The organism is Luteimonas fraxinea (assembly GCF_021233355.1).
GTDB classification, from domain to species: domain Bacteria; phylum Pseudomonadota; class Gammaproteobacteria; order Xanthomonadales; family Xanthomonadaceae; genus Luteimonas; species Luteimonas fraxinea.
Genome location: NZ_CP089507.1, coordinates 1,669,545 through 1,684,339, shown reverse-complemented (window position 1 = coordinate 1,684,339; position 14,795 = coordinate 1,669,545). Strand labels below are relative to the sequence as shown.

At 67.5% G+C, this 14,795-nt stretch carries 12 protein-coding genes and 1 riboswitch; of the genes, 4 read left to right on the top strand and 8 right to left on the bottom strand.

Translation table 11 applies throughout. The annotated features are described in order from the left end of the window. Positions 1 to 97: 97 nt before the first annotated feature. Both LU699_RS07535 and LU699_RS07530 read left to right on the top strand, forming a co-directional pair. On the top strand, positions 98 to 2,278 hold the full coding sequence (locus tag LU699_RS07535) for a TonB-dependent receptor plug domain-containing protein (protein ID WP_232136295.1): 2,181 nt from the start codon (positions 98 to 100) through the stop codon (positions 2,276 to 2,278). Position 2,279: 1 nt separating this feature from the next. Beyond that, positions 2,280 to 2,930 (top strand): thioredoxin-like domain-containing protein, encoded by a 651-nt coding sequence (locus LU699_RS07530; RefSeq protein WP_232136294.1) that lies wholly within the window; start codon positions 2,280 to 2,282, stop codon positions 2,928 to 2,930. Positions 2,931 to 2,972: 42 nt separating this feature from the next. Here LU699_RS07530 and LU699_RS07525 read toward each other — a convergent pair whose 3' ends face one another. After that, on the bottom strand, positions 2,973 to 3,716 hold the full coding sequence (locus LU699_RS07525; protein WP_232136293.1) for a sulfite exporter TauE/SafE family protein: 744 nt from the start codon (positions 3,714 to 3,716) through the stop codon (positions 2,973 to 2,975). A 114-nt stretch (positions 3,717 to 3,830) separates the two neighbouring features. On the opposite strand from LU699_RS07525, the gene LU699_RS07520 reads away from it, so the two are divergent. Then, positions 3,831 to 4,715 carry a LysR family transcriptional regulator gene (locus LU699_RS07520; protein WP_232136292.1) on the top strand — a complete coding sequence of 295 codons (885 nt, stop codon included), beginning with the start codon at positions 3,831 to 3,833 and terminating at the stop codon, positions 4,713 to 4,715. Between the two features lie 101 nt (positions 4,716 to 4,816). On the opposite strand, the gene LU699_RS07515 is transcribed toward LU699_RS07520, so the two are convergent. The 6 genes from LU699_RS07515 to LU699_RS07490 all read right to left on the bottom strand — a co-directional run bounded on the left by LU699_RS07515 (position 4,817) and on the right by LU699_RS07490 (position 10,665). Beyond that, complete coding sequence (locus LU699_RS07515) at positions 4,817 to 5,182, bottom strand: acyl-CoA thioesterase (RefSeq protein ID WP_232136830.1); 366 nt, start codon at positions 5,180 to 5,182, stop codon at positions 4,817 to 4,819. Positions 5,183 to 5,223: 41 nt separating this feature from the next. Beyond that, the gene (locus tag LU699_RS07510; protein WP_232136291.1) at positions 5,224 to 5,565 is read right to left on the bottom strand and encodes a thioredoxin family protein; all 342 of its coding nucleotides are present in this window, start codon (positions 5,563 to 5,565) and stop codon (positions 5,224 to 5,226) included. Next, complete coding sequence (locus tag LU699_RS07505) at positions 5,537 to 6,019, bottom strand: flavodoxin (protein ID WP_232136290.1); 483 nt, start codon at positions 6,017 to 6,019, stop codon at positions 5,537 to 5,539. Before LU699_RS07505 ends, LU699_RS07510 begins: the two co-directional genes overlap by 29 nt. A 13-nt stretch (positions 6,020 to 6,032) precedes the next feature. Then, the gene (locus LU699_RS07500; protein ID WP_232148530.1) at positions 6,033 to 6,869 is read right to left on the bottom strand and encodes an ImmA/IrrE family metallo-endopeptidase; all 837 of its coding nucleotides are present in this window, start codon (positions 6,867 to 6,869) and stop codon (positions 6,033 to 6,035) included. Between the two features lie 54 nt (positions 6,870 to 6,923). Further along, positions 6,924 to 7,973: a ribonucleotide-diphosphate reductase subunit beta gene (locus LU699_RS07495; RefSeq protein ID WP_232136288.1), complete on the bottom strand. Its 1,050-nt coding sequence runs from the start codon at positions 7,971 to 7,973 to the stop codon at positions 6,924 to 6,926. Positions 7,974 to 8,160: 187 nt separating this feature from the next. Then, entirely contained in the window at positions 8,161 to 10,665 is a 2,505-nt protein-coding gene (locus LU699_RS07490) for a ribonucleoside-diphosphate reductase subunit alpha (RefSeq protein WP_232136286.1), read from the bottom strand. A 185-nt stretch (positions 10,666 to 10,850) separates the two neighbouring features. Beyond that, a riboswitch (cobalamin riboswitch) is annotated at positions 10,851 to 11,065 on the bottom strand. Positions 11,066 to 11,461: 396 nt separating this feature from the next. Here LU699_RS07490 and LU699_RS07485 point away from each other — a divergent pair. After that, complete coding sequence (locus LU699_RS07485) at positions 11,462 to 12,256, top strand: hypothetical protein (RefSeq protein WP_232136284.1); 795 nt, start codon at positions 11,462 to 11,464, stop codon at positions 12,254 to 12,256. 13 nt (positions 12,257 to 12,269) lie between these two features. Here LU699_RS07485 and LU699_RS07480 read toward each other — a convergent pair whose 3' ends face one another. Next, positions 12,270 to 14,741, bottom strand: a complete 2,472-nt coding sequence (locus LU699_RS07480) for a mechanosensitive ion channel domain-containing protein (protein ID WP_232580539.1) — start codon at positions 14,739 to 14,741, stop codon at positions 12,270 to 12,272. Positions 14,742 to 14,795 lie beyond the last annotated feature (54 nt).

The window sequence follows — 14,795 nt, the reverse complement described above, 5'->3', positions numbered from 1 at the left end:
AGGCAGGTCCAAATTTGAGCACATACTCATTTATGCAGTGCAATGCACACAATATAGCAATTGCTATAATATGGGCGTATCCACAACGAGGCCCGTCATGTCGACACGCTGCTCCCCCCTGCCGCGCAGCGGCTTCTCGCCGTTCCGTCCACGTTCCGGCCGTCACGCCCACGTGGGTGCCGCGTTGTCGCTCGCCCTGTCGGTGGGCGGTGCGGGCGCCGCCGAACGCAACGCGGTGGAGCTGGACCGCGTCCAGGTGGTCAGCACCGCGACGCGCAGCGAACGCCTGCTGGCGGATGTGCCGATCCGCACCGAAGTGCTGCGTGGCGAGGACATCGCGCTGCGCGCGGTGACCGACTTCTCGCGTGTCGCCGAGCTGATCACGGGCCTGCGGGTCGAAAGCAACTGCCAGAACTGCAATACCTCCGAAGTGCAGCTGCTCGGACTGGGCGGCGCCTACAACCAGTTGCTGTTCGACGGTGCGCCGCTGCTGTCCACGCTCGGCAGCGTGTATGGACTGGAACAGATTCCGGCGGCACTCATCGACCGCGTCGAGGTGGTCAAGGGCGGTGGCTCCTCGCTGTACGGGCCGGGCGCTGTCGCGGGCGTGGTCAATCTGATTCCGCAGCAGCCGGTGCGCAATGGCGGCTTCGTGCAGGTGGGTACCGAGGTGCAGCGCGGCGCGCCGGCGTGGAGCGTCGACGGCCGCGGCGATCTGGTATCGGATGATGGCCGCGGCGGGCTGTCGGTGGTCGGGCAGTGGTCGACGAGCGACGCCATCGACTTCAACGGCGACGGCTACAGCGAGATCGTCGACAAGGACCAGCGCGTTGCCGGTGCACAGGGCTGGTACGCGCCCAACGACACCGCGACCCTGCGCGCCAACTATCTGTTCACCCACGAAACGCGTCGCGGCGGCAACCGCTTCGATCAGCCCGAGTGGCTGGCCAACATCGCCGAGTCGCTGGACACCGACTACCACCGCGGCGGCGTGCACTGGGACCAGCGGCTCGGCGACGATGCCGACGTCACCTTCGGCTACTCGTTCGCCTTCATCAGGCGCACGAGCTTCTACGGCGGCCTGGGCGAGGTGGCGACCGACCCGGCCGATCCCGCGTTCGACCCGGACGCACTCGATCCGCGCGTGCCCGGGAGTGCAGCCGCGACATCGTTCGACCAGTACGGCTACACCGAGAATCCGCTGCATTACCTCGACAGCCAGTTCAACCTGCGCAGGGGCGCGCATGCGCTGGCATTCGGCGTGCAGTACAAGCGCGAATCGGTCCGCGACGATCGGCGCAATGCCGCTGGCGACACGCTGCTGCGTGGCGCGCGCGAGCGCTTCAGCAATCTCGGCGTGTTCGTGCAGGACGAATGGACGGTCGGCGAGGCGGTGGATCTCGTACTCGGCGCGCGCGTGGACAAGCACTCGGCGTTGCGCGATGCCATCGTCTCACCGCGCCTCGCACTGGCCTGGCAGGCCAGCGAGGCATGGAAGTTCCGTGCCGGCGTGTCCACCGGCTTCCGCGCGCCCGAGGTGTTCAGCGAAGACCTGCACGTGGACACCCTGGGGGCCGAGCCGATCCGCATCCGCAATGCCGATGATCTTGTCGAAGAGCGTGCGACCACGGCCATGCTGGGGCTCGACTGGCGGACGGGCGACGGGCGCCTGACCTGGGATGCGACGGCATCGCTGACCGCACTGCGCGACAGCTTCGTGCTCAGCGAGATCCGCGAGGATGCCGTCGGGCTGTACCAGGTGCGCGAGAACGCCGGCGGCGCGCAGGTGGCTGGATTTGAAACCAACCTCGGCTGGCAGGCGGGCGACACGGTGCGGCTGACCACCGGCGTCGCCTGGTACCGCTCGCGTTTCGACGCCGCGCAAACCGTGTTCGACGACAGTGAGGACGGCGGCGACACCGTGATCGCCACCCGCGACTATCTGAAGACGCCGCGCTGGAGCGGACAGGCGCAGCTCACCTGGTCGCCGTCTTCGCTGCTCGATGCCTACGTGGGTGTGAAGTACACCGGTGCGATGTGGGCGCTGAACAACAACAGCGCCCGCCTGGCGCGCACGCCCACGTTCTGGGTCGTCGATGCCGGCACCACCTGGCATCTGGGCCGGGGCGATCGCCACTGGGATCTCGCGCTGGGCGTGCGCAACCTGCTCGACCAGCGCCAGAAGGATCTGGAGACCGGGGCCGGCCGCGACAGCGACTATGTCTATGGTCCGCGCTTCGCGCGGTCGGTGTATGCCAGCGCGCGATTCAATTTCTGAGATGCAGCCGCAAACCTCGCGCGCTGTATCGCGTGTGCGCCGGTACGGGTGTCCGTGGCTGCTGACGGCACTGCTGCTGGCGTCCATTGCGCAGGCCGGCGAGCGTGCGCCACCCGATCCCTCGCTGCGCGGCGATATCGCGGCGGCCCTGGTCCGTCCCGACGGCGCGCGCTTCGTGCCGTACCGCTGGGCGCGCGAGCCGGAGATCGTCGCACTGTACTTCGGTGCCGACTGGTGCGCGCCGTGCCATGCCTTCGTGCCGACGCTGCGCGAGATCCGCGACACCCTGCGCGCAGCGGGCGCCGACACCGAAGTCGTCTACGTCAGCCTGGACAACGCCGAGTCGGACATGCGCCGCTACATGCGCCGGCAGGCGATGCCGTGGCCGGCCATCGAACATCGCCGTCTGCGCGCGCTGCCGGCGATCCGCGCACTCGGCGGGGTGGCGCCGCCGAATCTGGTGCTGGTCGATCGCCAGGGGCGGGTGCTGGCGAGCGCGTGGCAGGGGCGGCGACGGACCGGCCTGCAGGATGTCCTGCAGGTGTGGCGCGAACACGTCGCGCCGACGCCCGTGCACCCGGACGTCCCGCTGCCGTCATCGACGGGCGCCGGCAAGGATCGCGGTGCGGAAGGTGTCGACGTGGTGCCGTAGCGCCGCCGCCAGCCGTCGAGCCGCCATGCGGCGGATTCGCGCTCACGCCAGTGCGCGCATCATCATCCACGCCCCCAATCCACCGATGCCGCCGAAGAAGCAGCGCCGCAACAGCGTCGCCGACAACCGTGCGCGCAGCCAGGCGCCGAGCGCCATGCCGTGCAGGGCGGGCACCACCAGCAGCAGTGAGATCCCGAGCCGGCCAGCGGCCAGTGCATCGTGCATCGCCAGTTGCAGGCCCAGCGCCACCGTCGCCACCGTGAAGGCCAGCCCCATCGCCTGCACCAGTCTCGCGCGGGCGTCGATCCGGCCCTGCAGCCAGGGCACCGCGGGCACCACGAACACGCCGGTCATCGCGGTCAGCGCGCCGGTGACCAGACCGGCCGGCAGCCCACTGGCCCGCGTGGCGCTGCGCCAACGCCAGCCGCGCAGGCCGATCGCCGCGTAGGCCACCAGCACCATGCCCAGCAGCACGCCCGCCAACGCGCCGGCGGGCGCGCCCAGCCAAGCGCCGATCACCAGCGTGCCGAAGAAGATTCCCAGGTGCAGTGGCCAGGTATCGCGCAACAGCGCCGGCAGGCTGTGCCACGGCCGGCATTGCCAGACATTGGTCAGCAGTGAAGGCACCAGCAACAGCGCGGCGGCCTGCGCCGGCGACATGCCCAGCGCCAGCAGCGCCATCGCCACCGTCGGCAGACCCAGGCCGATGACGCCCTTGACCAGCCCGGCGAGCATGAACACCGCCGCGATCCAGATCCAGCCATCCAGGGTGGAGACCTCGGGCATCGCGGCGTTCCTGACGACGGGGCCGACACCGTGCACCGCACGCCGGCACCGCACCAGCGGGCATCGCCGCAGCCCGCCTCAGGCCTGGCCTGAGGCACGATGCTAGGCTGCGGCATGCGCTTCGACCTGACCGACCTGCGCCTGGTGGTGGCCGTCTGCAACGGCGGTTCGATCCCCCGTGGCGCCGACGACGTGGCGATGACGCTGGCTTCGGCCAGCGAACGCATCCGCCATCTCGAAGACACACTCGGCGCCGCGTTGTTCGAGCGACATGCGCGCGGGGTGCGTCCGACCGACGCCGGTCGCGTGCTGCTGGCGCATGCACGTCGCGTGCTCGCGCAGATCGCGCGCCTGCAGGCCGATCTCGCCCGTTTCGGCACTGCGCAGTCGTCACGCATCCGCCTGCATGCGAACACCGCGGCGATGAGCGAACTGGTGCCCGCGCGTCTCCCGGCGTTCCTGCAGGCGCAGCCCGCGGCCGAAGTCGACGTGGTGGAGCAGGACAGCCCCGGCATCGTCGCCGCGCTGCGCGGTCGTCGCTGCGACATCGGCATCGCGTCCGACGCGGTCGATGTCCGGGGGCTCGCTGCGATCGCACTGCGCGCCGACCCGCTCGACCTCATCGTGCCGTCATCGCACGCGCTCGCCCACCTGCGTGCGATCGATGCGGATGCATTGCCGGCAGGCGGCTACGTGGGGCTCGCCGACACGACCGCGCTGCAGCGGCACATCGCCTCGCATGCGCGCAGCCACGGCAGATCGCTGCGCTGGCGCCTGCGGGTGGCGGGTCTGGACGCGGTGTGCCGCCTGGTCGGCGAAGGCATCGGTCAGGCGATCGTGCCGCGCGCGACCGCGGTGCGCTGTCGCCGGCGCGACGGCTTCGCGCGCATCGCCATCGACGCGCCGTGGGCGCGGCGTCGCCTGCTGCTGCTCACGCGTGCCGGCGAACCGCTGCCGCGAGACGGCGACGCGCTGCTGCGCGCCTTGGCCGCGCGCTGACGCGCAGCTTCAGCGCTTGCGGTTGAGGAAGGCCAGTACCGCGCCGCAGGCGACGCCGATGAAGAGCCCCAGCGCGAGCCACTGCAGGATCGAGAGCTCGTTCACGGCGTGCTCCCCGGCAGCGCCGCGACCTGCGCCGGGCGACCCCGCGCATCGAGCGCGATCATCACGAATCGGCCGCGCGTGCACAGTTCGCGATCGCCACTGAGCAGGTCTTCGGCGACGAGTTCCACTTCCACCTGCATCGAAGTGCGGCCCACCTCGACCACGCTCGCGATGATCTCGACCAGTTGGCCCTGCTTGATCGGCAGCTTGAAGTCGACCTGTTCCGAACGCGCGGTCACCACCGTGCGGCGCGCGTAGCGCGATGCGGCGATGAAGGCGGCCTTGTCCATCCACGCCAGCGCGGTGCCGCCGAACAGCGTGCCGAGATGGTTGGTGTGGTCGGGGAACACGATCTCGAGCATCCGTGCTTCGGTCGTGGGGGTGTTCGAGGGAGGCGCCACGCTCAGACGTCCGCGGTGGCGAGATGCAGGCCCACCGCCTGCGAGATCTGGCCCGGGGACTGGAAGCCCGGCAGGCGCGCGGCCTCGCTGCCGTCCTTGAACAGCGCCAGCGTCGGCGTCTGGCGCAGGCCGAGGTCGCGAAAGAAATCCTCGCCGATCACTTCCAGCTTCACCTTCAACAGCGCGACGCCTTCGGACTCGGCGGTCGCGGCGAACTTGGCCAGCGACATGTCGAGCATCTTGCAGCCCGGGCAATCGTCCTTGTAGTAATCGACCAGCAGGCGCGAGTGCGCGGCCAGTGCGGCGGCGTAGTCGTCAGGCGTGGAGGCGTGGAGGGTCTGCATGGGTCAGGGTCTCGGTACAGGCAAGAATGTGGTCGGTCCAGCGTCGGATCTTGGTGGCGTCGTGTTCGCCGTGGGGCATCTGTTCGATCTCCAGCCGCGGATACCGCGTGCCGAAGAACGCGGCCATGCGCCGGGCCGCACCGCAGTAGTTCTCTTCGCCCCACTGCGTCTCGCCGGTGCCGAACACCGCCAGGCGTTCCGGCTTGCCGACCGCGGCGACGAGGTCCTCGATGAAGCGCTTCATCTCCGGCGGCGTGCGCCCGGCGTTGATGCTCCAGCTGCCGAGCACGTAGAGATCGTGTTCGGCACCATCGGGGCAGACCTTGGCGAGCGTCTGGATGTCGGCATCGATCCAGGTGACGGTATGGCCCATCTCTTCGCACCGCGCACAGATCGCACGCGCGACATCGCGGGTGTTGCCGCTGAGCGATGTGTGGGCGAGGAGGATGCGCATGTCAGAGAAGAAATCATTCAATAACGAGTTTCAGTTCTTCAAGGCGAATGGCCATTGCTTCGATGCTGACTCCAAAAGACTCGGACAACGATACGAAATGGCGGCCGTTGTAATATGTCGCGCCAGCGAGCTTCCTCGCGACGTGGCGACGAGTCGGAAGAGCTTCGATCACTTCGTAAATGGGCTTGCTGAGCAGAGCAAATGCGGTCTGTTCATTGAGAGCAAAAGGACCCAAGAAGCGAGACCTAAATTCTTCGGTGAGAAGTTTTTCTGGCAGCAGAAAATATGTCGCGAACTTGTCCGCTTCGAGTTCAGTGCGATTACGCGACTGTCGAACACCGTCGAGCGGCTGATCTCGATGTAGCCCTGTTTGATCGGGATGAAGAATTGCGTGTCCGATCTCATGAGCCGCAGTGAAACGCATGACCCTCGGATCAGCATCGGTTGCAATCTGAATCGATCGATTGGATTGATCAATCAACCCTGCAACGGAAACTCGACGACGGCCATTAACCATCCATCCAAGGCTGGGATGCAAGGTGAACTCGAAGCCGAGCAGTTCCGCGGCAAGCTGCGGATCCAGGACATCAATCGGGTGGACGTTCTGGCTCAGCCCGAGATCTGTCCTTTTTTTCCAGATAGCGCGTTGCAACTCTTTGGCCTGTGCCTCGATCGACTCGAAGCTATGGCTCTTTTTTGCAGAGACTGATTTCTCGTCCGAAGTCACAAAGCGATACGGATTCTGATAATTAGCCGCCTCCCAGCACTCTGCAATCTCTTCCATGTGGGCGTACGGGTTCTCCAGTCGCATGCGACTAGACGAGATGCGCGGATCCAATCGCTTGTTCATGGTGCCCCCGTACTTGAAGAGTGGAATGACAGAGAGGTGTTGGTAGTTCCCGAATCAGAGATCGTCGAACCCGTTGTCAGAATTCGTCTTCTTGTACGACGCGTTCCGCATCTCGAAGAAATCGGTCTTGGTCTCGGTGAAGTTGTCGGCGTAGGCCTTGATCCACGGCATCACGTTGTCGGTGGTGTCGGAGTACAGCTTCTCGATGCCCAGCATGCCGGCCATCTTGTTGGCGCGGTACTTCACGTAGCGGACCATCTCGTCGACGTCGATGCCGTCGATACCGTCGAGCACTTCGGCGGTCCAGCGGGTCTCGAGTTCGATCGCGTGTTCGAACGCGTCGTGCACGTACTGGGTGAGCTGGTCGCCCTGCAGCGACTGGTTCTCGCCGACGATGGCGCGGATCAGTTCGCTGATGAACTTGCTGTGCGCCAGTTCGTCGCGGTTGATGAAGCTGATGATCTTGCCGGTGCCGGTCATCCGGTTCTGGCGGACCAGGTTGTAGAAGTACGCAAATCCCGAATAGAAATTGATGCCTTCGAGGATCGACGACTGCACCAGCGAGCGGATCAGCGTCTCGGCGGACTTCTCGCGCATGAAGTCGTTGTAGGACTCCATGATCGGCTGGTTGCGCGCGATGATCGTGGGATGCGTGCGCGCGAGTTCGAACACGCGGTTCTGATCGGCGAGGCCGGTGATCGAGGCTAGCACGTAGCTGTAGCTCTCGTTGTGGATCACTTCCTGCTGGCCGATGATCGCGGCGTTGGCGTGCGCGGCCGGGTCGGTGATGTATTCGGCGACGTTGTAGATGTAGCGCGTCTGCGGCGAATCCAGCGTGGCCAGCAGGCCGATGATCGAATCGTAGGCGTTTTTCTCGCGCGCGGAGAGCTCGCCGTACTGCTTGGCGTCGCCCTTCATGTCGACCTCGTCCGGAATCCAGAAGTTGGTCGAGAGTTCCTTGTAGGCGCGATAGAACGACGGATACGGAATGTCGTTCCAGTTGAGGATGCCGCTGGTCTGGCCGTTGATGATGCCGGTCGAGCGGTTGGGATGACGCGGCTCGAGGATCTTGATGCGGTCGAGCGGGGTGGACGTGGCGGCCATGGATGTCTGTCTCGGAATTCGGTCTTGAGCCCCTCTCCCTGTGGGAGAGGGGTTGGGGTGAGGGCGGGGCTTTCTGCGTGCTGCGTAAGAGCGCCCTCATCCGGCCCTTCGGGCCACCCCGTATCAAGTACGGGGCAGGCTCTTCACCCGGAGGGGGAAGGGTTCGTTCAAAGCGATCGCGTCGCGATCAGCTACTGCACCACTCGCACTCGGCGATATCGATATCGTTCGAACGCACGTAGTACGTGGTCTTCATGCCGAGATTCCACGCGGTCATGTGCAGGTCGAGCAGCGTGCGGGCGGGGATGGTGCTGGGCACGTAGAAGTTGAAGCTGATCGCCTGGTCGACGTGGCGCTGGCGACGCGCGTTCTGGCGCACCGATGCGAACTGGTCGACCTTGTAGGCGCCCTTCTCGTAGTAGGGCCAGGTCTCGAGCGACAGGCCGGGGGCTGCGACCGGGCGACGGTAGTCCTTCTTCTCTTCGTAATAGAACGCGGAGTAGATCGGGTCGATCGACGCGGTGGAGCCGGCGATCTGCGCGGTGGACATGTTCGGGGCGACCGCCATCAGCCAGCCGTTGCGCATGCCGTTGACGCCGACCTGCGCGGCCAGATCCATCCACTCGGGCGAGTTGTAGCTGCGGTCGCTGAAGTACGCGCCGGTGTGCCAGTCGCTGCCGGCGAACACCGGGTAGGCACCCTTTTCCTTCGCGAGTTCCATGCTGGCCTGCACGGTCAGGAAATTGATGCGCTCGTACAGCGAATCACTGAAGTCCTCGGCTTGCGCATCGTTCCACTGGATGCCCTTCTGCGCCAGCAGGTGATGCCAGCCGAAGGTGCCCAGACCGATCGCGCGGTACTTCTGGTTGGTGATCGTGGCCTGCGGCACGGGCAGCATGTTGAGATCGATCACGTTGTCGAGCATGCGCACCTGGATCGGGATCAGGCGCTCGAGCACGTCGGTGATCAGATCGCTCTGGCCGGCCTGCGGCATGACCGCGCGGCCCAGATTCACCGACGACAGGTTGCAGACGACGAAGTCGCCGGCCTGCTTGGTGGTGACGATCTGGTTGCCGGAGATGATCTCCTGCATCATCTTCGTCGGGCTCATGTTCTGCAGGATCTCGGTGCAGAGATTCGACGAATACACGCGGCCGACGTGCTTGTTCGGGTTCTTCCGGTTCACTTCGTCGCGGTAGAACATGAAGGGGTTGCCGGTTTCGAGCTGGCTCACCATCACGCGCTTGAAGATGTCGATCGCCTTGACGGTCTTGCGCGAGATGCGCTCGTCGGCGACGACTTCCTCGTACTTGCGGCGGAAGCTGCCGTTCGGGTCACCCTTCTTCTCGTCGAAGAAATCCTGCAGGTGCCAGCCCTTGATCTTGTGGACCTCGTGCGGGTCGAACAGGTACCAGTCGCCGCGACGCTCGACGGCCTCCATGAAGATGTCGGGGATGCAGATCGAGGTGAACACGTCGTGCGCGCGCAGGCGCTGGTCGCCGTTGTTGAGGCGCAGGTCGAGGAAGTTCTCGATGTCGCGGTGCCAGATGTCGAGGTAGACCGCGACCGCGCCCTTGCGCTGGCCCAGCTGGTCCACCGACACAGCGGTGTTGTTGAGCTGCTTGATCCACGGCACCACGCCGCCGGAGGAGTTCGGCACGCCGCGGATCGCCGAGCCGCTGGAGCGCACGTAGCCCATGTACGCGCCCACGCCGCCGCCGCCCTTGGAGACGCGGGCGATGTCGGTGTTGGAGTCGTAGATGCCCTGCAGCGAATCGTCGACGGTGTCGATGAAGCACGACGACAGCTGGCCGCCGACCTTGCCGGCGTTCTGCAGCGTCGGGGTGGCGACGGTCATGTACAGGTTCGACAGCGCCCAGTAGGCCTCGCCGACGAGCTGCATGCGGCGCTCGCGGCCGCCCTTGGTCTCGTTCTGCATCAGGTACAGGGCGATGGTCAGCCAGCGCTCCTGCGGCAGCTCGAACACGGCGCGCGAGGTGTCGGTGGCGAGGTAGCGCGTGGCCAGCAGATACAGGCCGTTGTAGGCGAACAGCCTGTCGCGCTCGGGCTCGATCATGCGGCCGGCTTCCTGCAGCTCTTCCTTGGAATAGGCGCGCAGGATGTCGTTGGAATAGATGGTGCGGTCGGCCAGCGATTCCTGCAGGCCGACGTAGGAGCCGTACTTCTGCTCGGCGTCGTAGAAGCGGTTGCGGCTGGCGCGCTTGTACAGGCGGTGCAGGTACAGGCGGGCGGCGAAGAATTCCCACTCCGGCGCGGTGACATCGACGCGGGCTTCGGCCTCGCGGATCAGATGGTCGACCAGGTCGTCGGCGTTGACCGCGTCCTTGCGCTCGACGAAGCCGAACACGCTGCGCTTGTAGTCGACGATGTCGAGCTGCGGGAACTCGGCGTGGGTGCGGTCGATGCTGCGCTCCAGGCGCGCACGGTCGTACGGAATCCGGCGGTTGCCGGCTTCCTTGGTGATCCAGTTGGAAACGCCGGCATCGGCGTCGAAGACTTCTGCAATTGCGGTGTTCATGGCGGCACTCGGGGGCGGCGGCACCACGTCGTCGGGCTCGACGGCGGGCGGCGCAACGGAAATGGGGGATGGGGCAGGTGCGGTGGCGGTGTCCGGTGTGGCGTCTGCGGCGGCGGCCGGGGTCTCGGTCGCGAGGGTCTCGTGGCTGGTCATGCGTCCTCTCTGTGTCCAGTGCATTCGCGCACACGACCGGCCCACCCACGTGGGTCCGGCGGCTTTGGAGGGGTCCGAGGGTGATCGGGCGGCGTCGCAGGGATCGCGATCGGGCGCACAGCGCCATCGCCCCCACTCCGCAAACCCGCCCCCCACGGGACGTCCGCAGCCGGCACCGCGCGTTGTGCTCCACGCGGCTGTCGGCAGGTCTTCGGACTCATGGGCACGAAGGCAACGCCTTCTCCTCCCCTGCCGCTTCCCGGATCGCTCCAGTGCATTGGCAGGTTCGTTCCCAATTACCGCTGCGGGGCAGTGCCGGAGTGGCGCGAGGCGTCACCGGCTTCCCGTTTTAATCCACATTCCCTTGTGGGTCTGCGGAACCGACAGGCCCAAGATAGTGGGGTGCGAGAGCAGCGTCAACGCTAAATGTAGTGAACGGGCGGCAGGCCGCGCCGTGACGGGAATCGTCGTTCGTCAAGCCCTTCGTGCCGGCCCGGGGATGCAGATCGGGGTGCGGAGGGCAAGCCCTTCGGGGTGGTTTTTCTGGATCCTTCCCCCTCTGGGGGAAGGTGCCCGAGGGGCGGATGAGGGCGCTGCTGAACGTCCCTGTGGAGCCCCGGCCCTCACCCGACGCGCTTCGCGCGTCGACCTCTCCCAAAGGGAGCGGTGCTCACGGCCTGCCTGCCCAGGCGCCATCTCGTCAAAACCCCGAACCCCGCCACACACCCTGAACAATTTCCGGCGCAATCTGCGCCGAGCACGGCCAGTCCGGCCGCGGCACATCCGGAGGTGCCCCATGTCCGTCATAAGTCCCAGCGCGCTGGCCGCTGCCACGTTGTCGTTGTCCGCCCTGCTCGCGCCGTCGCTGGTATCCGCGCAGGATCCCGCACCCGGTCTCGGGGATCTGCAGGGTCTCGCCGACCGCACGGCGTCGCGCACGCTGGGGGCGCGCGGCTACGTCCGCCAGTCGGGGTCCGGTGACTACGGCAGCTGGTGGAACGCGCGCGACCGGCGCTGCGTGATGGTGCGCAGCGACGGCGGGCGGGTCGTTTCGGTGGTCAACACGCTGGCGCCCGACTGCGGACAGCAGGCCGGCGACGCGCCTCGCGAGCGCATGAGCGACGGTGCCAAGGTTGCCGTGGCGGCGGCCGCGATTCTCGGCATCGCCGCGCTCGCCCACCATGCGCATCACCACGATGACGGCGACCACGACGACGATCCGCGTCACGAAGCCGATTACGAACGCGGCTACCGCGACGCCCTGCACGGCTATCGCGCCGATTCCGATCGCGGCGCCTACAGTGACGGGTACGGCGCCGGCCTGCGCGAGCGTTCGGCCCAGGTGCCGTGGCAGTCGGGCAATACGGGTGGCGCGGGCGGCGGCCGGCTCGACGATCTGGTCGGCGCGCGTGCGGCCGGGGCCGATACCGAACTGCGTGCCCGCGGCTTCGTCGATCGCGACGCGCAGCAGCGCGATGGCCGTTCGATCGTGACCTGGTGGAACGCGCGCTCGCGCGAGTGCGTGCACGTGGCGACCGGCAACGGCCGCATCGAATCGATCCGCGGCGTCGACGCGTCCAACTGCCGCTGACGCGGCGCCCGGATCAGGCGCTTTCGGACGCCGGCGGTGGCGGCGGATAGATCGTCGCCGCCGCATGCGCCAGGCCGATGCCGCGCGCGAGCAGGGCGTCGTAGAGGCGGCCGACGAGGGCGCTGCGGATCGTGCCGGCGTCCTCGTACTCGTGGGTCCAGGCGCGGACGACGAACTCCATCGCCACGCTGCCCAGGCCGTCGAACAGCACCACCGGCGCGGGTGACGCGACCACGCCAGGCGTCGCGGCGGCGACCTCCGCCAGCACCGCTTCCACGTCGGCCGGTGCGCTGCCGTAGGCCACGCCGATGCGGACTTCCAGCCGGCGGCTGCGATCGCGCAAGGTCCAGTTGACCAGCTGCTGCGAGATCAGCTGGCCGTTGGGCACGACGACATTGGCGCCATCGAAGGTCGCGACCCGTGTCGCGCGCATGCCGATGTCGACCACGCGGCCGGTGGTGCCGCCCACTTCGACCACGTCGCCTGGCTGGAACGGCCGCTCGAAGATCAGCACCAGGCCGGAGACGAAGTTGTTGACCACGTTCTGCAGGCCCAGGCCCACGCCGACGCCCAGCGCGCCGAGCACGAAGGTCAGCTGGCTGGCCTTGAAGCCGGCCGCCGACAGCGCGCCGACCAGGCCCAGCATCAGCACTGCGTAATAGCTCAGCGAGGCGATGCTGTTGGCGACGCCGTGCGGCAGCGACATCCGCGACAGCACCTCACCGTCGAGCACCAGCCGCACCGTCTTCGCCAGCCAGAACGCGATCACCACGGTGAGCACGAACAGCAGCACGTGGCCGAGGCTCAGGCGCAGATCGCCCAGCGCCCAGCTGTAGCCCAGCAGCGCCGACAGCGAGGCATGTACCGGCGACAGCACGCGGAAGCGGTCGAGCGTGTAGACGATCCAGCCGACGATCGCCGCCACCGCCAGCACGTTGAGCAGCACCTGCACCGCCGGGCCGGCGTGGTCGCGCGCCAGCCGGAAGCGCGACACGCCCGGACGCTTGAGCAGCAGCTGGATCCACGTCGCGATGACGGTCAGGCCGGCGCCGAGCAGCAGCGCGAAGTACAGGCTGTCGATCACGCCGCCGGTCAGGGTTTCGGCCAGCGACACATTGCCGAAGGCATTCGCGATCACCGCCACCGCCAGCAGCAGTGCGCCGACGTGTACCGACGCGCGCAGCACCTGGCCGGTGCGTCCGGTGTGGGCGACATGGCCGTGCCGGTGCGCGCGCCACAGCAGCCAGCCTGCCGCGGCCAGGCCGAGCAGGGCCAGCGCGAGGATGTAGAGGCGATACGCCACTGCGCTCGACAGGAATACAAAGCCGAACCGAAGCAGCAGAAACAGCGCGCTGGCGACATACGGGGCCATGCCCAGCAGGCGTCGCCGCGACACCGGCAGCAGGCGCAGCACCGGCACCACCGCAGCCAGCAACGCGAACTGGTGGGTCAGCATCGGCGCGTCGGGCTGGAACACGAACACGCCGATCACCACCAGCAGCAGCCAGCACGACAGCGGGCGCGACAGCACGGTCGCCTCGGTATGGCTGACCTGCCCGGTCTTGATCGGCGCGCGGCTGCGCCAGGCCAGCCACAGCAGTAGTGGCAGCGAACAGAGCAGCAGCGTCTGCAAGGCGCGCAGCCCGCTGATCGCATCGCCCTGGGCATATTCGGCGGCGAAGCGCGATTCGATTTCGAGACCGCTGCGGATCACGTCGCCGGTATCGGCAGTGGGCGCGACGTTGCCGGCGTGCAAACGCCAGAGCGGTGGGGCGTCGATGCGCAGCAGACGGGCGTCGTAGGCGGCGACCGCATCACGCACGCGACTGCGCGCCGTCGCGATGCCGGCGTCGACTGCGTTGCCACGACGTCCGAGCGCGATCAGGCGCGCCAGCGGATCCGACAGCGCAGCCTCGGCCTGGGCGAGTTCGATCACGACTTCGTCCACCCGCTGGCGCAACGCGGCCGGTAGTTCCTGGCCGGCGGCCGCGGTGGTTTCCCAGGCGGCGCGGCGCGCGGCGAGACCGGCGGCATCGCCGGCCTGATGCGAGGCGCTCTGGCGCAGATCGTCCTGCCACTGCGCGAGCCGCCGCGCCTGGAAGGTCCAATGCCGCGACAGGCTTTCGAGCCGCGGGATCGGCAGCGTGCGCATTTCGGCGGAGGTGAAGCGCCAGAACGGGTCTTCGACCGAGGCCTCGATCACCGCCAGTCGTCGCGCGTAGGCATCGGCCGGTGATGCGGCGCCCGCTTCGGTGGCAGCGGCCTGGATGCGTTCGGCCAGACGCTGGTCGACATCGGCCTGCGCAGGAATGTCGGCGACATCGACGGCGGCCGTCGCGGCCGCGGCTGCGGGATCGATCGGTGCCGGATCGGGGGTCGTGGTGATCGCCGCGGCACCGGCCAACAACGGCGCGCGCGCGGCGAGCGGCTGCGCCAGCGCGAGGCTCGCCAGCAGTACACAGGCGAAGCGGAGGGCGACACTCATGACGTACCCGGAAAGCAGCCGGCGGATGTCCGCATGCTACCTGCCGCACCGGCG